The 24,531-nt window shown below is 59.5% G+C and carries 20 protein-coding genes; 5 read left to right on the top strand and 15 right to left on the bottom strand.

What is annotated here, in order from left to right; genetic code table 11:
- The first annotated feature begins 53 nt into the window (after positions 1 to 53).
- Together SIAM614_RS09025 and SIAM614_RS09020 are read left to right on the top strand one after the other, a co-directional pair.
- Entirely contained in the window at positions 54 to 1,358 is a 1,305-nt protein-coding gene (locus SIAM614_RS09025) for an O-antigen ligase family protein (protein ID WP_157139747.1), read from the top strand.
- 153 nt (positions 1,359 to 1,511) lie between these two features.
- Positions 1,512 to 3,860 carry a GumC family protein gene (locus tag SIAM614_RS09020; protein ID WP_006933806.1) on the top strand — a complete coding sequence of 783 codons (2,349 nt, stop codon included), beginning with the start codon at positions 1,512 to 1,514 and terminating at the stop codon, positions 3,858 to 3,860.
- Positions 3,861 to 3,878: 18 nt separating this feature from the next.
- Here SIAM614_RS09020 and SIAM614_RS09015 read toward each other — a convergent pair whose 3' ends face one another.
- On the bottom strand, positions 3,879 to 5,672 hold the full coding sequence (locus SIAM614_RS09015) for an alpha/beta fold hydrolase (protein ID WP_006933803.1): 1,794 nt from the start codon (positions 5,670 to 5,672) through the stop codon (positions 3,879 to 3,881).
- A 175-nt stretch (positions 5,673 to 5,847) separates the two neighbouring features.
- Between SIAM614_RS09015 and SIAM614_RS09010 the strand changes: the two genes are divergently transcribed.
- The gene (locus SIAM614_RS09010) at positions 5,848 to 6,756 is read left to right on the top strand and encodes a glycosyltransferase family 2 protein (RefSeq protein WP_006933796.1); all 909 of its coding nucleotides are present in this window, start codon (positions 5,848 to 5,850) and stop codon (positions 6,754 to 6,756) included.
- Positions 6,757 to 6,781: 25 nt separating this feature from the next.
- Here the strand turns inward: SIAM614_RS09010 and SIAM614_RS09005 are convergent, their stop codons facing one another.
- The gene (locus tag SIAM614_RS09005) at positions 6,782 to 7,462 is read right to left on the bottom strand and encodes a polysaccharide deacetylase family protein (protein ID WP_050789351.1); all 681 of its coding nucleotides are present in this window, start codon (positions 7,460 to 7,462) and stop codon (positions 6,782 to 6,784) included.
- A 237-nt stretch (positions 7,463 to 7,699) separates the two neighbouring features.
- Here SIAM614_RS09005 and SIAM614_RS09000 point away from each other — a divergent pair, with 237 nt between their 5' ends.
- Positions 7,700 to 9,010 carry a lipopolysaccharide biosynthesis protein gene (locus SIAM614_RS09000; RefSeq protein WP_006933793.1) on the top strand — a complete coding sequence of 437 codons (1,311 nt, stop codon included), beginning with the start codon at positions 7,700 to 7,702 and terminating at the stop codon, positions 9,008 to 9,010.
- Positions 9,011 to 9,031: 21 nt separating this feature from the next.
- Here SIAM614_RS09000 and SIAM614_RS08995 read toward each other — a convergent pair whose 3' ends face one another.
- The 9 genes from SIAM614_RS08995 to SIAM614_RS08955 form a co-directional block, all read right to left on the bottom strand.
- Complete coding sequence (locus SIAM614_RS08995) at positions 9,032 to 11,485, bottom strand: glycoside hydrolase family 2 protein (RefSeq protein ID WP_006933791.1); 2,454 nt, start codon at positions 11,483 to 11,485, stop codon at positions 9,032 to 9,034.
- Positions 11,486 to 12,508 (bottom strand): DUF1839 family protein, encoded by a 1,023-nt coding sequence (locus tag SIAM614_RS08990; protein ID WP_006933789.1) that lies wholly within the window; start codon positions 12,506 to 12,508, stop codon positions 11,486 to 11,488.
- A gap of 11 nt (positions 12,509 to 12,519) precedes the next feature.
- Positions 12,520 to 13,428: an amino acid--[acyl-carrier-protein] ligase gene (locus tag SIAM614_RS08985; RefSeq protein ID WP_040439654.1), complete on the bottom strand. Its 909-nt coding sequence runs from the start codon at positions 13,426 to 13,428 to the stop codon at positions 12,520 to 12,522.
- A gap of 2 nt (positions 13,429 to 13,430) precedes the next feature.
- Positions 13,431 to 14,612 carry an acyl-CoA dehydrogenase family protein gene (locus SIAM614_RS08980; protein WP_006933786.1) on the bottom strand — a complete coding sequence of 394 codons (1,182 nt, stop codon included), beginning with the start codon at positions 14,610 to 14,612 and terminating at the stop codon, positions 13,431 to 13,433.
- 3 nt (positions 14,613 to 14,615) lie between these two features.
- Positions 14,616 to 14,864, bottom strand: coding sequence for an acyl carrier protein (locus SIAM614_RS08975; protein WP_006933785.1), 249 nt, complete (start codon positions 14,862 to 14,864; stop codon positions 14,616 to 14,618).
- A 347-nt stretch (positions 14,865 to 15,211) separates the two neighbouring features.
- Positions 15,212 to 16,006, bottom strand: a complete 795-nt coding sequence (locus SIAM614_RS08970) for a class I SAM-dependent methyltransferase (protein WP_006933784.1) — start codon at positions 16,004 to 16,006, stop codon at positions 15,212 to 15,214.
- Positions 16,003 to 17,055, bottom strand: coding sequence for a glycosyltransferase family 4 protein (locus SIAM614_RS08965; RefSeq protein ID WP_006933783.1), 1,053 nt, complete (start codon positions 17,053 to 17,055; stop codon positions 16,003 to 16,005). Before SIAM614_RS08965 ends, SIAM614_RS08970 begins: the two co-directional genes overlap by 4 nt.
- A 6-nt stretch (positions 17,056 to 17,061) precedes the next feature.
- Positions 17,062 to 17,460: a 6-pyruvoyl trahydropterin synthase family protein gene (locus SIAM614_RS08960; protein WP_006933782.1), complete on the bottom strand. Its 399-nt coding sequence runs from the start codon at positions 17,458 to 17,460 to the stop codon at positions 17,062 to 17,064.
- Between the two features lie 39 nt (positions 17,461 to 17,499).
- Positions 17,500 to 18,522, bottom strand: a complete 1,023-nt coding sequence (locus SIAM614_RS08955; RefSeq protein ID WP_006933781.1) for a zinc-dependent alcohol dehydrogenase — start codon at positions 18,520 to 18,522, stop codon at positions 17,500 to 17,502.
- Positions 18,523 to 18,669: 147 nt separating this feature from the next.
- Here SIAM614_RS08955 and mdoH point away from each other — a divergent pair, with 147 nt between their 5' ends.
- Positions 18,670 to 20,442, top strand: a complete 1,773-nt coding sequence (mdoH, locus tag SIAM614_RS08950; RefSeq protein ID WP_208983928.1) for a glucans biosynthesis glucosyltransferase MdoH — start codon at positions 18,670 to 18,672, stop codon at positions 20,440 to 20,442.
- Between the two features lie 233 nt (positions 20,443 to 20,675).
- Here the strand turns inward: mdoH and ptsN are convergent, their stop codons facing one another.
- From ptsN to lptB, 4 genes are all read right to left on the bottom strand, one after another.
- Entirely contained in the window at positions 20,676 to 21,143 is a 468-nt protein-coding gene (ptsN, locus tag SIAM614_RS08945) for a PTS IIA-like nitrogen regulatory protein PtsN (RefSeq protein ID WP_006933778.1), read from the bottom strand.
- A gap of 60 nt (positions 21,144 to 21,203) precedes the next feature.
- Positions 21,204 to 21,791 carry a ribosome hibernation-promoting factor, HPF/YfiA family gene (gene hpf, locus SIAM614_RS08940; protein WP_040439727.1) on the bottom strand — a complete coding sequence of 196 codons (588 nt, stop codon included), beginning with the start codon at positions 21,789 to 21,791 and terminating at the stop codon, positions 21,204 to 21,206.
- 291 nt (positions 21,792 to 22,082) lie between these two features.
- A complete protein-coding gene (rpoN, locus tag SIAM614_RS08935) occupies positions 22,083 to 23,636 on the bottom strand; it encodes an RNA polymerase factor sigma-54 (protein ID WP_006933773.1) in 1,554 nt (517 codons plus the stop codon).
- Between the two features lie 89 nt (positions 23,637 to 23,725).
- Positions 23,726 to 24,481, bottom strand: a complete 756-nt coding sequence (gene lptB, locus SIAM614_RS08930; protein ID WP_040439725.1) for an LPS export ABC transporter ATP-binding protein — start codon at positions 24,479 to 24,481, stop codon at positions 23,726 to 23,728.
- Positions 24,482 to 24,531: the final 50 nt, after the last annotated feature.

The following is a 24,531-nucleotide window of genomic DNA, read 5'->3' as shown; positions in this document are numbered from 1 at the left end:
CTTTTGGACCGGAGCGCAGGTTCCGCAGTCGTAATCGATCTGGAGACTGGGATTTGACAGTTCACCCCGTTGAACAGTCCGGGCCACAGGCCGTGTTGCACAGGCAGACATTGCTGGACCGGATTTTCAACTGGATTCCGGTTCTGCTGCTCGCCTATCCGATGCTGATCAGCCCGTTTGTCCTGGTGTCCTCCGGCGGGGAAGATACTGCTGCAAACATCAGTGCGTCGAAATCCAACGCGCTGAACCAGCTCTTCTGGATCTGCCTGTTTCTGCTGGTGCTCGTGTCCGCGGGACGCCGCCTGCTCAACACGTTCACGGTGCTGCGAAGCCCGCTCATATGGCTTCTCCTTCTCTACCTTCTGCTCGCTGTCACAAGCGTGCTGTGGTCTCATGCACCCGGCATTGCGTTTCGCCGTGTGGTTCTGCAAATCATCATCGTGTTGAGCCTGGTGATTTCGGTTTCCTTCACGGACGACGCCCGCACGCTGCTCAGACGGCTGATGCTGCTGATGAACACGGTCGTTCTGCTCAACGCGGTTGCCGTCGTCGTGCTGCCGCCAACACCGATCGGCCACGCCGGCATCTATACCCAGAAGAACAATCTCGGTGCCGTGATGGCTCTGGCGCTGATGTTCAACCTCTACGGCTTCCTGATGTCACGCGGACTGGCGAAGCGGTTCGGCATGCTCATCATTTCGGCCCTTGCCTTTGGCCTGCTCGTCCTCAGCCAGTCGAAAACGTCTCTCGGATTGGCGGTCCTCATGCCGGCCATTGCCTATGTTGCGGTCGGCATGGCCTTTCTCTTCCGCATGAACGCGGCAGTGCTGCTGATCTTCGGGGCTGTGACCGGAGCCGTTCTGTTGACGTTCCTGTCGCTCCTCACACGGTTCGGTTTTTCTGATCTGTCGCTGTTCCTGTTCAACGACGAGACTTACACAGGCCGGACTTTCATCTGGGCTTTTGTCACTGACGTGATTTCGAGAGCCCCTTTTCTGGGCCAGGGCTATGCCTCGTTCTGGGCAACTGGCTCCGATTCAATTGCCTTTCGCGAAGCTCCGGGTTTCGTCATCTTGCTGATTCAGGCGCACAACGGTTATCTCGACGTCATGCTGGAGCTCGGCATTGCCGGCATCTCGGTGCTGTTCCTGATTGTCCTGACGGCTCTTTTTTCCGCTGCCCGGGTCGTTGCCCTGGACACCAGGATCGCCTTCCTCTGCTATTCCCTCATGCTTTTTGTCGTCTGTCACAACATGCTGGAAAGCAGTTGGTTCCGGTCGTTCTCCCTGAACTGGCTGATCTTTCTGCTCGCCGCACTGCTTCCTCATGCGGTGGTGCGAACCTGGAACAATCGATAGACCATCCCCCGCCGCCCGCTCTTTTGCCAGCACAACCGCTGCCCTCCTCGCGGTAGTGACGCACCGTAGTCTTGCCGCAAATTAGCAGTTCACTAACCATAAGTGCTTACAAGCAGTAAGGTGCGTGCGCGCGAGGAGAAAAGGTGACTTTTTGTGGACCCCAGACAGGTAGAAAATCAGGCTTACGATAGAACGTCGGCTCAAGGCCGCGATGCCATTGCCCTGGACATCCTGTCCATTTTTCAGGTCCTGCGTCGCCGTATCTTTCTCATCGCTGCCATCGCTTTTGTCTTTGCCGCTCTCACTGCCGCCTACTCGCTGACCATCACCCCGATCTTCAGGGCGTCTTCGCAGGTCCTGTTCGACCCGACGGTGCGCCAGCCATTTGACGACCCGAACCGCCCGAGCCGGTCCGGACAGGGTTCGGAAGTGATCGACAGCCAGATTTCGGTCATCCATTCCGACACCGTGCTGCGTCCGGTCGCCCGTGAGAACAACCTGTCCGAAGACCCTCATTTCGGAGAGGGAAAGCCAGGCCTCATGAGCCAGTTCAAGAGCCTGATCTTCGGTGATACCAAGAAAGACGCCGCGACGCTTGAAGCGCAGGAAACCGCGGCGGTCGAAGCCCTTGCCGATGCAACGATCGTCAAGAGAGTCGGTCAGACCTTCGTCATCAATATTTCAGCGGAATCGCCTTCTCCGGTGCAAGCCGCCGTTCTTGCGAACTCGATCGCCGAAAGCTACCTGTCCGACCAGAAACGGCAGGTGGACCTCGCCTCGGACGAAGCGGCGGCGCAGATCGACGACCGGCTGGTGGATTTGCGCGACCGTTTGCGGCAGGCTGAAGAAGAAATCCAGAAATTCCGCGCGGACAACAAGCTTCAGAACTCCGACGAAGGATCTCTGCTGACGGGTCAGGAACTGACCGGATTGAACTCCAGGCTGATCGACGCCCGCGCCGCACTGGCCGAAGCGACCGCAAAATACGATGAGATCCAGCGGGTGCTGAAAAGCGGTGTCGACGCGGAATCCATCGCGGATGTGGTCAATTCCCCTACGATCTCCTCGCTTCGCCAGCAATATGCGACTGCGGCACGCACGGAAGCCCAGTTGATGGCCGATTTGCTGCCGTCGCATCCGTCCGTGGCGCAGTCCAGATCCCAGCTTGAGCGGCTGCGCAATCTCATCCGCGACGAAATCAAACGGATTGCAGATTCGACGCGTATCGATGTCCAGGTCAATCAGGAACGGGTTTCCAGGCTCGAGCAGCAGCTCGATTCCACGCGGAACCTCTCCGACGTCGATCAGGCGGCCTCGATCAGGTTGCGTGAACTGGAAACGGAAGCGCAGGCCACCCGGCAGCTTTATGAGATCGCGCTGAGCCGGGCCAAGGAAATCTCGCAGCTCGATCAGGTTGTCCTTCCAAACGCCCGCATCATTTCTCCGGCAATCCCTCCGGAAAGCCCGGTCTACCCGAAACGCAAGATCATGGTCATTCTGGCCGGCATTCTGGGTGTGCTCTTCGGCACGATGATCGCAGTTGGTGGCGAGGCGATCCGCATCGCCAAGAAACATCTGCTGCCGGAGTTCATGCAGACCCCCGAGCCCGCAATGGCTGTGGCCGACCCGGTGCAGCCGGCGTCGCCTGTCGTCACGCGGGTCGATGCCTCCTACGATGCGCGCCCGCAATCGGAGTTGCCCGCCACCCGGGCGAGAAGCAAACGCACGCCGTCCAGACTGTCGTCCAGTCCGGACCCTGACCTGCAGGTGATCAGCCAGTTGCCCTGGCTGACGGAAACCGACGAAAACGGCAGCGTGCGTCCGCTCAGCTCCGACGCCGTTTCCGCCGTGCAGGATGCGGTCGACCGGTATTATTCGGACGAAGACGGACCAGGCTGGGCGTTCGGAGAAGGTGTTGATCAGATCGTCGCGGCGGTTCAGGACGCCCCTGCCCAGAACGGCACGCGCATCGTGTTTCTGACCTCTCCGGCCCTTGGCCATGGCCAGACCATTGCAGCCCTCGCCCTTGCCCTTGGAGCTGCCCAGCGCGGGCTGCACGTGCTTCTTGCCGACGGCGAACCGAAACAGCGGATGCTCAGCCATGATCTGAGCCTGGACGACGTGGATGACCTCGGCGGAACGCTGCGAGAGCGGATCGTCGACTATGACGAACTCGGGATCGCCTTCCTGTCGCTGGTTTCGGGATTGCCGAAGTACAAGCACCACCGGATGAACATCCGCGAAGCCTTTGATTTCGCCGACATTGCCCGGGACTATGACCTTGTCATCATCGACGGCGTGGCCCTGCCGCAACTTGCAGAAGACGATCCGCTTGCTGGTCTTTCAACGCAGTTCCTGGTGACCGTCGCTGAACGGGAAGAGAATCAGATCTCGATGCCGATCCTGTCCCGTGATCTGCTTACGATCGCAGAAGGCCGCCCCGCCGGGCTGGTGCGGACAATGACAGGCACCACGCCGCCGTCACGCCGAAAATACGCGTGACACCGGCTCGTCAATCCGTCACTTGCTCGATTTCGAACTAGCCACGTGGGCGACAAAGTCAGTCAACAGGGCAAACATCTGCTGGCGGGCAGCAACCGGTGTCAGGTTGTGATCGGCATCCGGCAGAGCTTCAACCCTGATATTCGGATAGGTTTTCAAACCACGCCTGTCCGGGCCGAACCAGTTGTGCAGTTCCAGGAGCCCTCTGTCATTGTCGCTATAGACAAGACAGAGCGGAACACCCCGCTGCTTGAGAAGCTTCAGACGGTTCGTCAGAATTTTGAACAGCCGGTGATGCCGTGAAAGGTTTCCAAGAACCGGTGCCAGTTTCCGGTCGGCCTTGAGCTTCGCGGCCCGGGTCACCTTTTTCAAGGCCGATACCAGATTGATATCTCCAGATACGACACGTTTCAGAGTGTTCAGATCGACCGCCTTGCGACCGTAACTGGAGAGCGTCTGGATCGGCTCGCGGATGGCCTTGTCCACGTCTTCGTCCGGATCCCAGACCAGCTTGCGCGAATTGACCAGGAAGGCAGCGTTGACACGTTCATCGGCAGACGCGGCCAGAAGGGCGAGATAGGCCCCACTACAACGGCCGAACAGGATAACAGTGTCCGCTCCGGTACGTTCCTTCACGAAACCGACCGCGGCTCTGACATCATCAAGCTGCTTGTCTGAATAAAGCACCTGGGCTGGCTGGTTCGGCCAATAGCTGCTCTCGCCGATGCCGGCCAGATCCATCCGCAGCACCGCACAGCCGTATTCCGCAAGAGAGCGGGCAAAGCCGACCGACATACGCGCCCAGCCGATGGAATGGTCGTAGCCAGAATTCAGGATGACGACGGCGGTTTTCGTCTCCTTGCCAAGCGGTGTTGCCAGCACGCCGAAGAACATCTTGTCCGGCCCGAAGCGCAGCGCCTCTTCAACCACATCCGGCAAGGGTTGGGACACGGCGGTGCATTCGGCGCCAGGTGCCAGCTCTAATTGGTCCGCCGGAAAACTGGCCTTCATCCAGGCCACTATCCGCTCAAGCGTTTGAACCGGCGGCACGGACAGCGTCGGGTCGGACACATAGTCGGCGTAGCCCTCAAACGGCAGCGTTTCGACCGACAGGCCCGTTTCGGTGAAATGGCCCGCAAGTTTCTGATCCCCCGGATGGCCGCTGCGTTCCACCAGCAAGGTTTTCAACCCGGACGGCAATTGCGCCTTGAAGAGATTGATCGATTTGATCTCGTCTGCCGTTGCGGCCGACAGGACGAACCCGCCTGCCATCAGCCCGCCCTCAGGGCCATCCGATGCCTTGACCAGGAACGTCGGCTGCGTCATCGCGGTCCAGGCTGCCAGTTCGCGCAGATAGGCGCGGCCCTGGGCAACCGGTGCCAGAAGAACCTGCCCCGCAACTTCCCCGCCTTCGGCGAGGGTTGCTGCGAGACCTGCACCGATCCCCTGCCCGATCACGACGACACGATCCGGGTTCGCAAGCCGTCTAAGTTCGGCAAGCGCCCGTTTCACGGAATTCCGCCAGGCGGACTTGTCTTCAAGATCCGCGCTGTCGCCATGCGAATTCGCTGTCGCCGGATAATCGAAGCGCAGACACGGGTACCCTGCCGCAGCCAGTTTCTCGCCAAGCATCCTGTAGCTCTTGCGCGAGCAAAGCTCTTCGTATCCCCACGGGCTGAGGAGCAGGATTGCAGTGCTTCCACCGGCCGGATGAAAGTAGCCGGCAAGACCGTCGAACGCGATCGGCACGGCCACCGGAGACATTCTGGCAACCGGTGCAGCAGTGGAGGTATCGAAACCTTGCCGGTTCATATCGAAGGCTGGCTCCAGCTTATTCGTGGGTTAAAGACAAACTATTGCAAATCCGGCGCATCTTGCGCCTTTTTCCTAAGCCATTGTTTAATAATACGGCAGGATCTTTTCGTGCATGAATGGGTCTTGTCACATCCTTTTGATTGTCTCCAACCCGCCTCGGAGCCCCGCCTGAATGGAAACTGTTTCCGTCGCCATTGCCAGCATCGGCCGTGAAACCCTGCTCGATACGCTCCGCTCACTGGCTGCGGTGACGAGACCGGCTGGCGTGGATTTAAAGGTGCTGGTGGCCGACGATTCCAAATCCGGCGCAGCAACGAAACTCGTGACCGCCCATCCAATCAAGTCGCTGGACGTAACCTGTCTGGCGGTTGCCAGCGGCAATATCTCGACGGCCCGCAACGCTTTGCTGAATGCCGCCGACGGCGGCTGGCTTATTTTTGTCGATGACGACGAATGGGTGGAACCCGACTGGCTGGTAAAGCTCTTCGACTGCCAGAAAGAGTTCAACGCGGATGTGGTGATCGGCCCGGTGAAGCCCGTCTATCCCGACAATACGCCCGACTGGCTGCGCCGGGCAAACCCGCTCTATACGGACTGGGGACACCGGGGCAAAAGGCTCTATACCGGCCGAGGCGGCAATACGCTGGTGCGGGTCGATTTCGTGCGCGCGCTGAAGCTGAGGTTCGACGAAGCCTACGGCCGCACTGGGGGCGAAGACACGATCTTTTTTGCCCAGGCAGCCGAACGCGGCGCGCGCATTTTTGCCACGGACGACGCGATTGCCCGTGAACATGTCCCGCAAGAACGTCTGTCGATGAACTTCATCCTCAGCCGGGCCGTGCGCGCAGGCCAGAGCTATGGCCAAATGCGCCTCGCCAGACATCCCGACCCTTTGTGGCATATGGTGTTTGCGTTAGGAGCGCTGGCAAAATGCGGGGTCGCCGGGTCGCTGGCACTTTCCTTCCGGCTGTTCGACAAGGCCCGCTCCTTCCGGATGCGGCAAAAACTTTCGCTCAACATGGGAAAGCTGCGCGCCGTCTTTGGTCGCCCGCTGGCGGAACTCTACAAGAAGCCGGATTAGGGTGTCGCCCCATAGCCCCTGGAGGCTAGATCCGGTACCGGCCCCGGCGGGCCAGTGAATACAGCGAACTTTTCAGTTTCTGCTTCATCGAAAGTCGGGGAGCGATATCGGTATCCGGATCGAAGCTTGCTGTCGGCGACCAGCGGGGACAAAACCAGGAACTGCCATAAGCCAAACCGGGTGTGCTGGTGTAGATCCGGCTGTATCCCGCGTCTTTCAATCTGTGCAGGACGTTCCGGTCGAAGGCGCCAAAGGGAATGGCCGCTTCGGTGACGGGAAGACCAACCGTATCTTCGATTTTCTTGCGGGCGTCATAAAACTCCCGCTGAAATCCGGCTTCATCCAGATTGCGCCAGTCGACGTGATCGTGACCGTGACTTCCGATCACCGACCCGGCGGCCGCGATTTCGCGCATCTGGCCCGCACTCAGAAACCCTTCGGTATCAATCCGTCCGGCAAGAACAAAAAACCGGCCTATCCGGCCAGCGTCGGTCAGTGCGGGAAGACCAGTTGCGATGTCGGACAGGTTACCGTCGTCAAAGGTCACTTCAATTGAGACGCCATGTTGCCTCTCGAGGTCGGAAAGACGAGCGATAGTGCGCCTGAAGGTTTCCACCGTCACATAATAATTGCGCTCGGCCGGAGTTACAGGTACCGCAGGGTCGCCTATGCCGTGAAATGTCAAAACCTGCGTATGTGCCAACATGTTTTGCCGATCTTAATTGAACCCGATGCGCCATCCTTGGCTCAGCCGGGATAAAAGGAAGGTTAAAATTGGTTTTATTTGAACCGGGAAAGCCCCTATTAACGGCAAGGTCAGAATTGACACCTAGACATGATCTGTCCCGTCATGGCGACACAATAACTGCTCTCCGCGGACCGAAGGCCTTTTTTGTGGCCCCCGCTGCTCACAGACCAACGGCTAACGCCTCGAGGCCTATTCGTGTCCAAGAACTCCCGTCCGGCTCTTGATAAGCTCAAAGCGCTCTATGACAGGCTGCTTGGTCTGTCGCGTTTGCCGCTGGTTGCCAACACGATTTCGTACACGATCAATTTCGGTCTGCAGCTTGTCATTCAGCTTGCGTTTTTCCTGTTCATCTCGCGCGCACTCGGGCCTGAGGGATACGGTCTCTTCGTAACGATCACCAGCGTTTCCATCATGGCCGGTTTCGTGGTCGGCCTGGGCAGCGAATACCTGCTCCTGCAGCGGGTTGCGGTGGAGCCTCAGTCCTTCGGCAAGTATCTTGGCCATTCCCTGATCATGATGGGGCTGACCTTTCCGCTCGTCCTGCCGGTAACGCTCGCCTTGCTGTATTCTCTCATCGGCGATTCCGTTCCGCTTTCGACCATCGCGATCATTTCGCTGACGGATCTGCTGTTCACGAAACTCGTCATCTTGGGTGCGCAATCCTACATGGCCTTTGACCAGGCCAGAAAACAGATTGTCATCAACATCCTGGCGGCCGCCCTGAAACTTGCGTTCCTCCTGGTTGCCACCATGCTGCCCGGAACTCTCACGCTCGATGAATGGGCCTGGTGGTTCTTCGTGGCAGGGCTGTTGTCGGCTGTCGTTGCGTGCTGGCTCATCCTGCGCGATCTCGGCCGCCCGGTCTTTACCCTGATCCGGAACGACCTGAAACTCAGCATGCTCTACTGCATCGAGTTCTTTTCCATCGGCGGCATGAGAGATCTGGATAAACCGGTGGTGGTTCACAATCTGGGTGCGGATGCAGGGGGGCAATACGCGGCCGGGTTCAGGATCATCGATGCGGCCTCCGCGCCGGTCCGGGCGTTTCTCTATGCAACCTACACCCGTCATTTCCGGCAGGCGCAGGGCGGTCAGGCAAGCAGCCTTGCATTCGGCGTCAAACTGCTGCCCGTCACGGTTTTCCTGGCGCTGCCAGTCGCCGCCTTCCTGTTGCTGACCGCAGGGTTCATCCCCCTTGTACTGGGAGAGGATTTCGCCGAGACGCCGATCGTCGTGGTGTGCCTCGCCTTTTATCCGCTGCTTATGGGTCTTTCGGGTGTCGGGGCGGACGTCCTGCGGGCAACCGGGCGTCAACGCGTTCGCATGGCACTGCTCATCGGCACCAGCCTCTTGCTGATCCCTGTCGTTACGCTTGGCACCATGGTAGGCGGCCTGGCCGGTGCGGCGCTTTTCCGCTTCGCCGTCCAGATCGCGCTGACGATCGGGACATGGTTCTTCATTTTGTGGGCAAAGGCACCGGCGGCGGCAGACAAAGCGGGCAGATAAGCACTTGCTTGCCGAGCGGTGTCAGAAGGTGGTCCGGCCTGCGAAATTCAACGCAACCAGGTGCCCCTTCGGAGCTGTTTGACCGTCGCTACGGACGTCGCCTTCGACCTGCCTCAGCCGAACCCGCCTTGTTTCCCCTGGCGCCAGATGAAACCAGTTGTCTTCCGGTTCAAACCCGGGCACGTCGACGGCGACCGATTGCAGGAACCGCCTGGCAACAATCATCAAAGACCAGGTCCCCGCCTCGTCTTCATGAACGTTTACCTCTGGTGCATCGAAATGACGGTGATGTCCGCGCCCGAGCGGAAAATGATGCGCTTCGGAAATCTGTTCGCCGGTTTGCGCATCGCAAAGACGCACCACGGTGATATCGTGGGAGGGCGGTCCGAAGCGATAGGCGTAGGTAACGTCAAAGAACGCACCGATCAGATCTACCGCATTGAGCGTCCTGGCGCTGCGGGGCGAAAGAACAAGATCCAACTCTCCTGAAACCACCGGCACCTGGCCGTCCTTCAGGCAGGCAATGCTGACCTTGACGGGCTTTTCTTCAGCCCGTTCGTTGATCACGAGAATGGCCAGGCCGTTGGTCCCCTCGTCGGTTACACACGCCAGAACCGGCTGGAAGGCCCGCTTGAGCGCATACCAGGCGGGCTTGGGCCGTCCGGCCGCATCAATCAGCCCCCATCCCGCCCCAATCGAAAGGTCGGAAAGGGTCCAGACCAGAGCGCCCTGGCAGTTGGACGCAGGTCGTCGCCATTCGGCATAGGTCTCGGACATGACCTCGCCGGTAACCGCCCGCCCGAGATCGAGATATCTGTCAGGATCGCCATGGCGAAGGGCGGCAGGCTCGACGTCATAGAGCAGCTTCAGATAGTGATCGCGCACGTCCTCGAAATCCCAGCCAGCGCCGCGGTCACGCGGTACCCGCGCCTTCCAGCGCGGATCATGGCCGGGTTTCGCCGGCAAGCCTTCCTCCAGGCTCTGCTGAACGGGAACGTTGGAAAAGGCAAGGCATTCGCCTGCAAAGCGGACATCGGCCCGCCTGGCGTCTTCCAGCGGACGCAAATACGCGCCAACGCCGTAATAATGCGCGATGCCTTCAGTGGGAGAAAACGGCAGGACACCGCCGCAGGGAGAATTTGCAGCATAAGGCACGTCCGGGCGCAGCGCTGCGGCAATCTCCGGCAGGATCTCCTCACACAGCGGCCCCTTCCAGCGGTCTTCGGGAAGCCCCATCATGGCGCCCTGCTGGTAGATCTCGCTGCCGCCGCACAGAACGGCAACTGACGGACAGCCCATGCTTTCCTTCAGTTGATCGCGCAGTTCCGCCTCGACCTCCTCAACGAAGGCACTGTCCTTCACGGGATAATCGTAGTTTGCGAACTGGAAGTCCTGCCAGACCAGCAGCCCGAGTTCGTCGCACAGCTCGAAGAAGGCGCGGCTTTCGTAAAGCATCGTTCCGCCGATGCGCAGCATGTTCATGCCCGCATCCCGCGCCTTTTCCAACAAGGGACGATAGGCTTCGCGGCCGGACGACAGGTTTAAAAGATCCGCATTGGTCCAGACCGCGCCACGGCAAAAGACGGATGTGCCATTGATTTTCAGGCCGAAGCCTCGCCCATCGTGGCCGTGGTCTGCCTCGACCCGGCGAAAGCCTGTCTTGCCCAGCGAAAACGTGTGATCCGCGCAGTGCACCGCCACATCATAGAGCGCAGGGTCGCCGTGCGTGTGCGGCATCCAGGGCGTGATGCCCTCTGGGCGGAGTGTCGCCGCATAGGTGCCGTCGTCCTGACGGGTCATCTTCGCCGATACCCCGGCGCAGGTCAGCACCGGTTCAGCGTCCACATTCTCCAGTCTGACCGCAACCGACAGCGCGGCGCTGCCGTCCGGGGCGAGATCCGCCAGAATGTGCTTGTCGACGATACGTGGTGCCGTTTCGCGTTCCAGCCGGATCGGGCGATAGGGGCCGACGGCATGGATCTCCGGGCACCAGCCGGGCATATGGCCGAGCAGCGTCGTCCGCACCAGCCGCAGGCCCTGGCTGGTTGCCAGTTGCGGTTTCCAGCGGGCGCGCGGGCCCTTCGCGTTGAGATGCGGTTCAAGCGCACGAAAGCAGATTTTCAGGACGTTGCGCCCAGTGAGTTCGACGGGAAGGCTGTATTTCCGGAACATGTTCCGGCTGGACAGAACTTCAACGTCGTTCAGGTAAACCTCGGCAATGGTTGCCAGTCCGTCCAGGCACAAGCGGTATTGCCCCGGCTCTGCGTCGAACCAGGCTTCGTACCAGACATCCTTGTCATGGAGCGGAAAGGGGTCTTCCGGGTCGTAACGGCCAGCTTTCGCCAGAGCACCGGCAACGGTTCCCGGAACCCTTGCGGGAACAAAGTCCCACTGATGGCCGGTTGCATGCGGCGTTTCGATGGCCCCTGGCTCTGTCAGTGACAGCGACCAGGCCCCTTCACTCAGGTCGATCATTCAAACCCCGGCGGCGCTGACAACGGGCGAAAAGCGTGTTTCCTCATCGCCGTAGTGACGGTCGAGCAACTGCATCAGGCTGTCCCACGCGTTGACCGCGGGCTGCAAGCTTTCGTCCAGCCCCTGGAACTTCTTGCGCATGACTGCGCGCGCCAGTTTGAACTGCACCATCTTGCAGGTGGACGAAATGGTCCTGGCCATCTCCACACCCTCGGTCATTTCGGTCCGGCCTTCAGCCACCAGCCAATCGAGGTAGGAGGAGAACAGTTCAAAATTCGCCCCGAGCTGGCGCAGCGTGTTGAAGGCATAAAGGTGGAAGAAACCGAACTCGCGTTCGCAGATCTTTTCTACCTGCGCCGGGAAGACCTGTGCGAAGGCGGCAATCGGGTTCTGTTCAGGGCGGCGCTTCAGATGATGGCGCAGCAGGCTTTCCGAAACACTCAGGATGTGCGCGGGCGTCGGCAGCGTCTCGGGAACCTTCACGAATTCCGTGTAGGGCAGAAACGGCGTCGTCTTTTCATGAGCACCGCGCTGGAAAACGCCATCGAAATCGTCGCCATCCAGCCGGTGCAGGCCCAGACCGTGGAAATACTCCATCGTCCGGGCTTCAAAATCCATCCAGTTGACCGCGATCGTGGTCTTGCCGTGGGCCTCGTGATAGCCGACGCCATGCGTGTCGGGCAGGAAATAGCTGTCGACTTCAACCAGCGACAACCGGCCCCGTTCGATCTGCTGCTGAACGTGGTTTTCGACCCGGTCATAGATGGCAAGCTCGGTGACCTTGAGGCCGTATAGCGCTTCCAGGTCCTCCAGCGGCACCTTGAAAAAGGTGAACTGGTCGCCTTCAAAGTCCTGGGTGACCGAATAGGAAAGGCAGGCTTCTGCCGGCAAGCCGAGCGAGGGCAGCACCTCGATCCAGACATCGAGATAGCAGTTGGTTTCGGGCCAGTCCCGGTCCTGGGAATGGAGCGGACTGCGCACGTAGGTTGCCGCATTGAAGCGGTCAAACACAGCTTGCGTCATGTTGCCTTCCCTTATCCCCAAAGCGCGGCACGGACACCTTCAGGCCATTTGGACGTGTCGAAACCGTGATGGCGGAACAGCGCAAGCGCAAGACGTTCGAGACCGAAGCCGACACAGGCAGTGTGGGCAGGCGATCCATCGGCCTGCCGGATGTTCCAGGCCTTGCCGAAATTGTCCATGTGGTAGTTGAAGCTCATGCAGGCCGTCGGCTTTTCTTCCGAGGTGATGGGCACCAGCATTTCGAATTTCAGTTCCTGTTCACGCTGGCCGGACGCCATGATCTTGCCGACACGGCCGAAGAACGGATCGTTGGCGACATCGACATGATGCGGCAGTTGCAGCCGTTCCATCATGTCCGAGCCACGCTGTTTCCACGTCTCGCGGAAGTCCATGGTCTGCTCGGCGGAGCCGACACGCACGTATTCGCGCTGGCGGAACATCTGCATACGGGCCGGATCCTTGGACGGCTCGTGGCGGAAGCAGTAGGACTGCAGCGCCACGTATGCCCCTTCCGCCGGCAATGGGCCACGGCGCGACAGGATCGGATAAAGCGGATAGCAGGCGGCCGGGGTCAGAGCTACCTGGGTCGGCTTCTGGTCCTTGGACCAGTCGTCGCCAGCCGCCATGCATTGCAACAGCCCCATGTGGTCATGGTCATTGCCGCAAAAGGCATGCACCGTTCCCGCCAATTGGGGGAAGTTCTTCATGTAGCCGCTGGTTTCGAAATCCTGCATGGTCATTCCCGGCGGGAACACCATCGCTTCGGAGATTTCGTCCTGCCCGTAAGTGAGGGCAAACTTTTCGAAACGGGCAATGACGTCTTCAAATTCGCCGCTGCGGGCATAAAGGCCGTCGACGCCGCTGTCATGCAGGACGCCTTCGGCAAAGAGCTGATCCAGAAAAGAGACTTGCGCGTCCATCATTACCCCAAAAGACTGGTGTCTTGTTTGTTGACCAGGAGCATCGTGGACGTGTTGCCCAGAATACGGTCGTTGGAAATCATCAGCTGCGCCGAATGCGCGTCGCGCAGATGCCGGCCGAGGCTGAACGGGGTCCCGTTCTTGTAGCCGGCGATCCCGCAGATCAGCATACAGTGGTTGATGATCGTCAGGATCGTCTGCGACGTGCCGATCTTAACGTTGTTCATGGCAACCGAAAAACTCATGGCATTGAGCGCATCGCTGTCACCCTTGCAGCCTTCGAACTGTTTCAGGCCCGCAACGACATTCGCCTTGACCAGCTGCAGCAGGCTGGACGCCTCGGCCAGGCGCAGCGCTCCCGGAGGCACCTGGCCCGGCGACTTGCGCGCAGCGGCCTTGACGAAACTCTGCGAGCGCGCAACCGCGTCAGCGGCGATGCCATACCAGAGCGCACCCCACAGCAGGTGGGAGACGGCCAACATGGATTGGGCCGCGATCTCGGCGAAGGGCCGCGGCAGGGTCTGCTCGGCCGGCGCTTCCGCCTTGAAAATATAGCCATCGGAACATGTGCCACGCATGCCGAGCGTGTCCCATTTGCTGGTCTGCTCGAGCGTGTACTGATCCTTGAGGAAGATGGTCGCAACCTGATCGGAATGGGCTGCCTCGGCATGCCGGCGAGACGTCACCATGATGGCATCCGCATTGGCGCCGTAGGAAATCACCGTCGCGTCCTTGGTGAGGCGAACAGTGTCACCCTCAACCTCGGCCGCACAGATCGAATTGCGCAGGTTGCCGCCGATCCCCGCCTCACTGGTTGCCGAAGCGATCAGCAGCTGTTCGTCACAGATCCGCTGCTGGAAGGCTTCGTGCCAGGCGCCGCCGACCGCGTAATCGGCGAGGCTGGCAATCTGGATCTGGTGCATGGCGTAGGTCATCGCCGTGGCCGAGCAGGCTTGTCCGAGGATCGCACAGATGTCGGCAATCTCGGTCAGCGTTGCTCCCTCGCCGCCGAACTCCGGACGGATCATGACACCCATCAGACGTTCCGCTTTCAAGGCGTTCATGCCTTCAGCAGGAAAACGGCCTTCCACATCGACCTTGTCCGCATATTCGGAGGCGACTTTGGCGGCGCGTTTGGCGCGATCTGCCAATCCCATGGCAGTGATCTTGGCTGCGGCGGTCATGGATCAGGCAGCCTGTTCTTTCAGAATTTCAGTGAGCGCTGCATCGATCGCATCAATGGAGGAGAACGATTTGCGGTTCAGCAGATGCTCCGGGAACTCGATGTCGAATTCTTCTTCGAGAGCCAGCATGACCTGCACGGAGGCAAAGGACGACAGACCGGCATCGTAGAGATCCGCACCGTCCGCGACATCATCGATAGAAACCGGCAGATTGCCATGTTTTGCCAGCAGGGTCCGAATGGTCTGTTTCATCTTGTCCTTATCACTTTCTCACGGTTTCGCTTGAACCGGTCCTTGAGTTCCGAAACGTCATCTAGACCCAAAAAACGATAAACTGTAATTAAAGGGCATGGTAAAAAATCACGAAACAACAACCATTAAAGTTTGTTAAGTTAACGCTTCCGCACCACCCCAAGTACGGACAAAAATATCCCGTTCCGAGACCTTTCAGCTTCGGTCATTGATGTTATCCGGCTGAACATCCCCGTCCTTACAGACAAGATCTTGATAAAGCACCAAGAGCCTTGGCAGCGAAAGGCTGCCAAGGCGTCGTATCATCCGGAAAGAGGGTGGATTTTCGGGGAGCCGGGCGCCAGTGCTTACGGCAAGGCGGCGAAATCGACGTGCCCGACGGTGAGGCTGAGAGCGCCGGAGCCGATCTGCTCCTGTCGCAGCGACCACCAGTCTTCCAGCTCTGCCTCGTCCAGCGCGACCTGCCTGCCGACGTTATGCCAGCCTCCGAGCAGTTCCCTCAGGAAGTTTGCCGACGCGTGGTCTGCCTGCCAGTCGGACCGGCCCTGCACGACCTTGTAGCCGCGATCCTGAAACAGTTCGATGGCACGCCCGGCGGCGGCCGGACCGAGAGCTGCGCCGAAGCCCTTGTCGGATAACTGATGCGTGTTGTGCGCGTTCAAGACCGCAGCATCGAAGGAAAGCTGCGGAGCGAATGCGGCGCGTCCATCATAGGTCAGACTTGCCAGAAACGGCTTTTTCGCCTGCACGACCTGCTCGACCAGACGGACGAGAAACGGCTCCGAGACCAGATCCAGAAAGGCGGAGGTGGTCACAGCATCGACCTCGGCAAAGGGAAGCTGTTCCAGATCCTTGGCAAGATCGATCTGCCGCGTTGTCACGCTGTCCCGCCAACGCTGACCGGCAACTTTCAGCAGTGCTGGATCGTAATCGGTCAAAAGCCATTCCACCGAGCAGCCGACAGACCGGCCTCGACACCGTGAAAGCGCAGAGACAGTGGAGCCGGCGCCACTTGCAAGGTCCAGAATACGCAGACGATCACTGCCGAGCGCCGCAAAGAACGCGATTTCGACAGCTTCGTTGCGAGCTGCGAGATCGACCGGCTCGCGCAAGGCCAGCCATTCGGGAGAAAAACCGGTCATCGGCAAGTGTCCTGCAAGAGGTTTGCAAACTGCCGCGCTGCGTCTGTCCAGTCCGGCAAGAGTTCAGCGGCCCTTCTGGCTTCAGTGCTCAATCTGTCACGTTCACCACGGTCAGAAATCAGGGTCTCAAGTGCCCGGTGCAATGCCTCCACATCCTCGACGCCGCAGTAGATCGCAGCTCCCTCGGGCAGCGTTTCCTTGACAGCGCCGCCACCGCTGCCGATCACCGGCAAACCGTAGGCAAGGGCTTCCGTATAGGCCATGCCGTAGCCTTCATAGCGGCTCGCAAGAACAAAGATGTCCGCCGCCCGGTAAAAGCCGCCAAGGTCTTGCGCAGGCACAGCACCGTGAAAGGTGATCCTGTCGAGAAGGTCCAGCTCACGCACCTGCTTGAGAAGCGCCTGTTGACAGGCAGGATCCGCTTCAAGCCCGCCGACGATATCAAGGCGCCAGTCCAGTGCCTTCAGGCTGGCCAAGGCAGACACGAGCAGGTCATACCCCTTGCGCGGCAACAGGGTGCCGACCGACAGAAGCCGTATGGTGTCATGCTGTAAACGCTCAAAGGGCGCAGGCTTGTCGGTGCCCGGCAGAACAGCCGTGATGCGGTCCGGTGCAATGGCAAACAGATCTTCCACCTGTGTTCCCGTCGCAGGACTGGTCACAATGATGTGGCGAGCGAACGCCAGCACGCTTTTCTCGCTCTGGAAGAGAGCGTCGGCCTTTTCCTTCGACAGGCCGTTCTCAAGGCACAGCGGGTGGTGAACCAGGGCGACAAGGCTGATCCGCTCGTGCAGCCGTTCCATGGCTTCCGCCATCACACCGAGGGCGAGACCGTCAACGACGACAAGCGATCCTTCCGGAACCGAGGACAGTCTGTATTCGGCCTGGCGGAGCGTTTCTTCGGTGGGAAACGGAAAACCCTCTCCGAGTGATACCAGATCGACATCCCAGCCGAGTGTGCGCAAACCGGCAATGATCCTGCGATCATAGCCGTAGCCACCGGTCGGCGTGTCCAGGTCGCCCGGATAGGCAAAGACAAGCGAAGGCATGAGCTGTCAGATCCCGGCTTCGTACCAGGCGCGGGCGACGTGAGATTCGGAGATTGTCACACGGATAGCCTTCAGTTCCGACCCCGTACGTCCCAGCCGGTCTTCCCTTGCGGCTTTCGCCAGGTGGTCATGAATGTGTTTGGTGAGGAACTCGGTCGTGGTGTTGATGCCGGCAAATTCCGGAACCTCGTCGAGGTTCTTGTAGTTCAATGGCTGCAGAACTTCCTTCAAGGCTTCATGGGCCCGGCCGATGTCGATCACCACGCCGTTGGAATCGAGGCTATCGGCCAGGAACGCAGCATCGATGACAAAGGTTGCACCATGCAATGCCTGGGCTGGACCGAACAGCTCTCCCTTGAAGGAGTGGGCAATCATGACGTGATCGCGGACTTCAACTGCAAACATTTTATCATCCTGAATTTACGAGGAAAATTGGAAGGTTTCTCAAAGGGCTGCCTGGTTGGGTCTGTCATACACAACAAGGGCGGCAAGCACATCCGACGTCTTGTTCAACAAGTCGGGAAGCTGACGGGGCAGATCCTGAAAAGCCACCTTGTGCGTGATGAGACAGTCGAGCACCGGGTCGGCCAGCAGGGAAAGTGCCGTTTCCAGCCTGCGGCGGTAAGTCCAGCGTGCCTGGCGCTCCACCGGGATCGTTCCAACCTGACTTGAGACGAGCTTCAGGCGACGGCAGTGAAAATCTGCTCCGAGCGGTGCAGAAACCGGCTGCGCACCATACCAGCTCAACTCGACGATAGATGTGCCGTCTCCGGCGCAGGCGAGTGCCGTAGCAAGGCCGGCCGATGTCGCACTCGTGTGAAACACCAGGTCCTGATTGCCCGATGCCTGTTCCGGCAGCGCAAATTCCAATCCCAGCGCGATGGCAGCTTCCGCTCGGTCAGGGTTTGTATCAACGACCGTCACTTTTGATCCGGGCAACCGCCCGGCAACGTATGCGGTCAGGAGCCCGACGACACCACCGCCGACCACGCAGATGTGATCCCCAGGTGATGGTTTTCCGTCCCATAACGCATTAAGTGCCGTCTCCATGTTGGCCGCCAGGACGGCCCTTTCGGCGGAAACGCCTTCAGGAACCGGCACGCATGACATGGAGGGGAGCGTAAAGACGCTTTGATGAGGGAAGAGCGAGAAAACGAGGCGGCCGTCGAGATCCGGGTCTCCAGCGCGGACCGTGCCGACGTTTGCGTAGCCGTATTTGACCGGAAACGGGAAATCCCCTTCCTGATGCGGCGCCCGCATGCGCTGCCACTCGCTCGGCGGCACATCGCCGCGAAAGACAAGGCCTTCCGTTCCCCGGCTTATCCCGCTAAAGAGCGTTTCGACCAGCACTTCGCCGGTTTTCATCTTGTTCAAGGAAACAGTCTCCAGTCCGCATCGACCGGGCTCGGTGTACCACAGCGCCTGCGGTTTGCCTGTGTCGCTCGTCACCGGTGCGTCTGCGGTCATCCTCTATCCTCAGCGGTCATCAACCCTTGCCTTCGTCAATGTTAGGACATTTTGACATGCGAACTATTGCGATGATCGCTCCAATTGGAAGTCAAAAAAATGTTTCGGGTCTGTGACATGCCAAAATTCACTGGATCAAATTCAACCATGACCGCACGGCGTATCACCTTCGCTGTCCTTCTCGGACTCAGCTTTGCCGGCCTTGCCACCTTGATGACGCTGACGCTTTCTCCCGGCGGCTACACGGCTCTCGACCTTTTCATCCTGACTTGCTTCCTCATCACCCTGCCCTGGACCATCATCGGCTTCTGGAACGCGGTGATTGGCCTTCTCATCATGCGGCTTTCCAGAAATCCGGCCGATGCGGTCTGCCCGATCGACCACGGCGATGCTTCGCAGCCGCTGCGAAGCTCCACGGCCCTTTTGTCCTGCGTCCGCAACGAAGATACCGAAAGCCTGGAAACCAACCTGACCGCCATGGTGTCTCACCTGATACGCGCAGGCGAAGCGGACCGGTTCACCCTTTACGTGCTCAGCGACACCAACATGGACGACGTTGCCCTTCAGGAGCAGCAGATGACGTCCCGACTGAAGGATCGGTTTGAAGGCCAGATGGACGTCGTCTACCGGCGCCGCACGGACAATCGCGGCTTCAAGGCCGGCAATATCGAAGATTTCTGCGACCGCTGGGGGGATCAGCACCAGTTCGCACTGGTGCTGGATGCCGACAGCTACATGTCCGCCGAAGCCATCATCGGCCTGGTGCGGCGCATGGAAGCCAATCCCCAACTCGGCATTTTGCAAAGCCTGGTGGTTGGCCTTCCGACGGACAGCGCCTTTGCCCGTGTCTTCCAGTTCGGCATGCGGCTCGGCATGCGCTCCTACACCATCGGCAGCGCCTGGTGGCAGGGCGATTGCGGTCCGTACTGGGGTCACAATGCGATCCTGCGGATCAAACCGTTCAAGGAAAGCTGCCGCCTGCCGGAACTGCCCGGCAAGGGTCCGCTCTCCGGAACCATCCTTTCCCACGACCAGGTGGAAGCCGTGCTGATGCGCCGCGCCGGCTACGAGGTGCGTGTGCTGCCGCTGGAAACGGGCAGCTATGAAGCCAATCCGCCGCATCTGCTGGAGTTTATCCGCCGCGACCTGCGCTGGTGCCAGGGCAACCTGCAGTATCGCCGACTTATCGGCCTTCCCGGCCTCAAGCCTGTCAGCCGGATGCAGCTCGTGCTCGCCATCCTGATGTTCCTCGGCTCGCCCGCCTGGCTGGGCTTCATGACATCGGCGGCCATCCTCGGCATAGTCACCGACTACATGCCGTATCGGCCCGATACCGGTGCCCTGCTCTTCTTCACGGTTCTGACGATGGTATTCGCGCCGAAACTGGCAACAGTGGCCGATGTGCTTGCCCGGCCGGATCTTCGCAAGGCCTTCGGTGGACCTGTGCGCATCGTCCTCAGCGTTCTGGCGGAGATCGTCTATTCAGCGATGCTGGCACCGATCATGGCCGTCGCGCATTCGCTGTTCATGGGCGGGCTTTTGTTCGGCAAGACCATCGGCTGGGGCGCGCAGGCGCGCGGTGTCCAGCGCCTGCCGGTGTTGCTGGCAGCGGCCAAGCTCTGGCCGCAGACGCTTTTCGGGCTGGCCGGGCTCGCGTGGCTTTCCACTCAGCCCATCGATCTGGTGTGGCCGGTCATTCCTGTCGCCATCGGTCCGCTGCTGGCCGTGCTGATCGCTGTCGCCACGTCCACAAGAACCCTTGGTCAGATCGCGATCCACTCCACCCTCTGGCGCATTCCTGAGGAAACAAACCCGCCCGCGGAACTGGCCGACCTGCATCTTCCGGCCCTGACCAAAGGCTCGGTGGCCGCCCCGCAGCAAGGGCTTGTCCAGGGCGATGCCAATCCGGCAAAAGCCTGAGACGCCTCTGCCTCACAAGCGCTCCCCGGCCACGTGCAAGACAAATGGCCGGAGCAGCTTTCAAATCAGCGTTGCAGCCAAACTGTGTGGGCAATGCCCGGCTCTCCGCTCCGCTGCGACCGGGGAACACCCGAAAGTAGCGTCCACCACATCTTCGCTGTGGCAAGGCAGCTGATAGAAACCAAAAGACCGGCCATGCGGCCGGTCTTGTTGCGTCAGGGACTTTGAGCAGATCAAGCCGCGTTGGAAGATGCCAGCGGCTGGGTCAGAAGATCGTAGATCTCCTGCGCATCATGGGACGCGCGAATACCCTGGGTGACAGCGCCATCGCGGAGCTGGCGTGCGATACGGGCCAATGCCTTGAGATGGTCAGCGCCAGCGCCTTCCGGTGCCAGAAGCAGAAACACCAGGTCGACAGGTTCGTCATCAAGTGCATCGAAATCGACCGGTTTTTCCAGCTTCGCAAACAATCCGATCAAACGGTCGAGCCGTGTCAGCTTGCCGTGCGGGATCGCGATGCCGTGACCGACACCTGTAGATCCCAAACGTTCGCGCTGAAGAAGCGTGTCGAAGATTTCCCGTTCGGAAAGCCCGGTCAGTTCAGACGCCTTTCCGGCGAGTTCCTGAATTGCCTGTTTTTTGCTTTTGGCCTTGAGCCCGGCAATTACCGCGTCTTTACCCAGAAGATCACCAAGATCCATTAGTCCGCCTACAAGTTTCAGAAGTCGGCTTCCTCACGGAAGCCGACCCCATCCGCATCCTTATTCGGCAGCCTGATTGGCTACCAATGCTGGGTCGATCCAGCCAATATTGCCGTCTGGCCTACGATAGACAACATTGACTCCGCCGTTTGCCGCATTTTTGAACAGCACGACCGGCGCTTCGGTCAGATCCAGCTCCATTACCGCCATACCGACGGTCATCGTTTTAACTTTCGCGGAAGTCTCGGCAATCACCAACGGATTGAAATCCACCGGCACTTCCTCGTCTTCCTCGGGCGAAGCAAGCACATAAGATGCCGCCTCTAGAGCTTCCCGCTCGTGGCCGTTGGGGCCATGATGGTCCTTCAGCTTGCGCTTGTAGCGGCGGAGCCGCTTTTCGATCTTTTCCGCAGCCATATCGAAGCTGACGCGCGGGTCCTGATCCTGCGCGGACACTTGAAGCACAATTCCGGTGTCCAAATGCAGGCTGCATTCAGACTTGAAGCCTGTGCCCTCCCTGCTGAGCGTAACGTGGCCTGTGAAGCCGCCTGTGAAATATTTTTCCAGAGCGTCTTCGATTCGGTCTGTGACGTGGACGCGCAGTGCATCGCCTACATCGACATTCTTACCCGAAATCCGCAAAGCCATGGGGACCTCTTCTTTTTCTATTGACCGATAGGTCACCGGCGTTGCCACCGGTGTTGAAACGCGAGACGTTTCAAGCTTACAGAATGGACCAGTCAGCGCCGAAGCGCCATCCCCTGTTTACGTCACGAGGGCGGTGCTATAATTGCGCTCGCTCAAAGAGTCAATTGATTATGAATTAAAGAAACAAACTAGAAAAAGTCCCGTGTAATTGCCTTGTATTGTTTCAGTGGAAATCTCTGAAACATTTTAAAAGTTGCACCATCGAGCCCTAAAGGCAGATCGCGTCAGGACTTATAGTCGCACGTTTTTTTCCCGCCGGCGCTGAACGGACGAGCCGATCTTCATGGCTTCACGGTATTTGGCTACCGTTCTGCGGGCAATATCGACACCATCGTCCTTCAGAATTTTGACAATCGTGTCGTCGGAGAGGATCGCCTTCGGATCCTCGGCATCGATCATCTGCTTGATCCGGTGCCGGACCGACTCGGCCGAATGGGCATCGCCCCCCACCGTTGCGGAAATGGCTGACGAGAAGAAGTACTTGAGCTCATAGATGCCGCGCGGGGTCGCCATGAACTTGTTCGACGTCACCCGGCTGACCGTCGATTCGTGCATGCCGATCGCTTCCGCGACCGTCTTCAGGTTGAGCGGCCGCAAATGGGCGATGCCATAGGTCAGGAACCCGTCCTGCTGACGCACGATTTCCGTCGATACCTTCAGGATCGTGCGGGCGCGCTGATCGAGGCTCTTGGCCAGCCAGTTGGCCGTCTGCAGCGAGTCGGTCAGATATTCCTTCTCGGTCTCATTGCGGGCCGTCTTGATGACCTTGGCGTAGTAGGTCTGATTGACGAGCACCTTCGGCAAGGTGTCGGAATTCAGCTCGATCGCCCAGGTGCCGTCATTGGCCGGACGCACGAACACATCCGGCACCACCGGCTGCACCAGCGCAGACCCGAACAGGCTGCCAGGCTTTGGATCGAGAGCCCGGATTTCCGCGATCATCTCGATCAGATCCTCGTCATCGACACCGCAGACCTTGCGCAACGCGGGCAAGTCGCGTCTGGCCAGCAGCTCAATGTTGTCGATCAGTGCTTCCATTGCGGGATCGAAGCGGTTCTTGTCGATGAGCTGCAGCTTCAGGCATTCGGCCAGGTTCCGCGCGAAAACGCCTGCGGGTTCAAAGGTCTGCAGGACTGCGAGAACGCTTTCCAGCCGTTCCGTCTCGACCCCGAGCTGCTCTGCCGTTTCGTCGAAATCCAGGTAGAGATAGCCGTTCTCATCGAGCGAATTGATCAGATGTGTTGCAATCAGCTTGTCGGCCTCGTCGCCGATCGCAAGATGCATCTGCTCTTCCAGCGTCGTGACCAGAGAGGCTTCGTCGGCAACGAAAGCTTCCAGATTGTAATCTTCGGACGCGCCGCTGCTGCCGGTGTTCTTGTAGCTGTCGCCGGCCTTCAAAAGGGCGGGATCGGGCGATGCCGGCACGCCAGGTTCGTCGGGAAAGACGTTGCCGAGGTCGGTATCCATCCGCGAGGCAATGGCTTCCGACCCGGTTTCCAGGTCGCTCTGCATCCAGTCGCCGGTGTCCGGCTCGTCGCTCTGCCGGTTCTGGCTGTCCGCGCTATCGCCGAACGCATCTGCCGCCGCTTCTCCGCCTCTATCCCCCTCGGCTCCACCTTCGGCAACGTCGGTCTTTTCCAGGAGCGGGTTTCGCTCCAGTTCGGCTTCGACGTAGGCAACCAGATCGAGATTGGACATTTGCAACAGCTTGATCGCCTGCATCAGCTGCGGCGTCATGATCAGCGACTGGCTTTGCCGCATCTCGAGCTTGGTTGAAATGGCCATTGAGTTCCCAGGCAAGCGTTATTTCAAGTTGGTCTGCTTTTTGCTTCTTCGTTGCAGACCAAGTGTATAACGTACCTGACGGCGTGTCATCAAAGCGTAAATTGTTCACCCAGATAAAGCCGGCGCACGTCCGGGTTGGTGACAATTTCCTGCGGCAACCCTTCCGTCAGCACTTCGCCCGAAGCAATGATATAGGCCCGGTCGATCAGGCCGAGGGTTTCGCGAACGTTGTGGTCCGTAATCAAGACGCCGATGCCACGCTGGGTGAGATGGCGAACGAGCTGCTGGATGTCGCCGACAGCGATCGGATCGATACCCGCGAAGGGTTCGTCGAGCAGCATGAAGGATGGCCGGCTTGCCAGCGCGCGGGCAATTTCGACGCGGCGGCGTTCACCACCGGACAGGGCGATACTGGGTGACTTCCGCAAGTGGGTAAGTCCGAATTCGGCCAGCAGCGAATCAAGTTCCTCGCGGCGTTTCTGCCGGTTGGGCTCAATCACTTCCAGAACGGCGCGGATGTTTTCCTCCACCGTCAGGCCGCGAAAGATGGACGCTTCCTGCGGCAGATAGCCGATGCCGAGCCGGGCACGGCGGTACATCGGCATTCGGGTGATGTTGAAGCCTTCCAGCGAGATCTGGCCCTGATCCGGACGGATCAGGCCGGTGATCATGTAGAAGGTGGTGGTCTTGCCGGCACCGTTCGGGCCCAGAAGTCCAACGGCCTCCCCCGGTTTCACTGTCAGGCTGACATATTTCACCACCTGTCGGCGGCCATAGGTCTTGCCAATGCCTTCAACGACCAGCGCCTGCGACAAGTCTTCGCCATCGTGGCCGGTATCCGGCATGTTTCCCTGCAATCCGTTGTTCTCCGAAGACGTTCTCTTCACTGGCGCGC

This window comes from Roseibium aggregatum IAM 12614, assembly GCF_000168975.1.
Lineage (GTDB): Bacteria > Pseudomonadota > Alphaproteobacteria > Rhizobiales > Stappiaceae > Roseibium > Roseibium aggregatum.
The sequence above is the reverse complement of the archived record's forward strand: the minus strand, read 5'-3'. Positions and strand labels throughout refer to the sequence as shown.

What these genes read in the sequence shown, in the direction of transcription:
- SIAM614_RS09015 (WP_006933803.1), bottom strand. Translation starts at nt 5,672, where the DNA reads ATGAACCGGCAAGGTTTCGATACCTCCACTGCTGCACCGGTTGCCAGA.
- SIAM614_RS09010 (WP_006933796.1), top strand. Translation starts at nt 5,848, where the DNA reads ATGGAAACTGTTTCCGTCGCCATTGCCAGCATCGGCCGTGAAACCCTG.
- SIAM614_RS09005 (WP_050789351.1), bottom strand. Translation starts at nt 7,462, where the DNA reads ATGTTGGCACATACGCAGGTTTTGACATTTCACGGCATAGGCGACCCT.
- SIAM614_RS08995 (WP_006933791.1), bottom strand. Translation starts at nt 11,485, where the DNA reads ATGATCGACCTGAGTGAAGGGGCCTGGTCGCTGTCACTGACAGAGCCA.
- SIAM614_RS08990 (WP_006933789.1), bottom strand. Translation starts at nt 12,508, where the DNA reads ATGACGCAAGCTGTGTTTGACCGCTTCAATGCGGCAACCTACGTGCGC.
- SIAM614_RS08985 (WP_040439654.1), bottom strand. Translation starts at nt 13,428, where the DNA reads ATGGACGCGCAAGTCTCTTTTCTGGATCAGCTCTTTGCCGAAGGCGTC.
- SIAM614_RS08980 (WP_006933786.1), bottom strand. Translation starts at nt 14,612, where the DNA reads ATGACCGCCGCAGCCAAGATCACTGCCATGGGATTGGCAGATCGCGCC.
- SIAM614_RS08975 (WP_006933785.1), bottom strand. Translation starts at nt 14,864, where the DNA reads ATGAAACAGACCATTCGGACCCTGCTGGCAAAACATGGCAATCTGCCG.
- SIAM614_RS08970 (WP_006933784.1), bottom strand. Translation starts at nt 16,006, where the DNA reads ATGACCGGTTTTTCTCCCGAATGGCTGGCCTTGCGCGAGCCGGTCGAT.
- SIAM614_RS08965 (WP_006933783.1), bottom strand. Translation starts at nt 17,055, where the DNA reads ATGCCTTCGCTTGTCTTTGCCTATCCGGGCGACCTGGACACGCCGACC.
- SIAM614_RS08960 (WP_006933782.1), bottom strand. Translation starts at nt 17,460, where the DNA reads ATGTTTGCAGTTGAAGTCCGCGATCACGTCATGATTGCCCACTCCTTC.
- SIAM614_RS08955 (WP_006933781.1), bottom strand. Translation starts at nt 18,522, where the DNA reads ATGACCGCAGACGCACCGGTGACGAGCGACACAGGCAAACCGCAGGCG.
- mdoH (WP_208983928.1), top strand. Translation starts at nt 18,670, where the DNA reads ATGACCGCACGGCGTATCACCTTCGCTGTCCTTCTCGGACTCAGCTTT.
- ptsN (WP_006933778.1), bottom strand. Translation starts at nt 21,143, where the DNA reads ATGGATCTTGGTGATCTTCTGGGTAAAGACGCGGTAATTGCCGGGCTC.
- hpf (WP_040439727.1), bottom strand. Translation starts at nt 21,791, where the DNA reads ATGGCTTTGCGGATTTCGGGTAAGAATGTCGATGTAGGCGATGCACTG.
- rpoN (WP_006933773.1), bottom strand. Translation starts at nt 23,636, where the DNA reads ATGGCCATTTCAACCAAGCTCGAGATGCGGCAAAGCCAGTCGCTGATC.
- lptB (WP_040439725.1), bottom strand. Translation starts at nt 24,481, where the DNA reads ATGCCGGATACCGGCCACGATGGCGAAGACTTGTCGCAGGCGCTGGTC.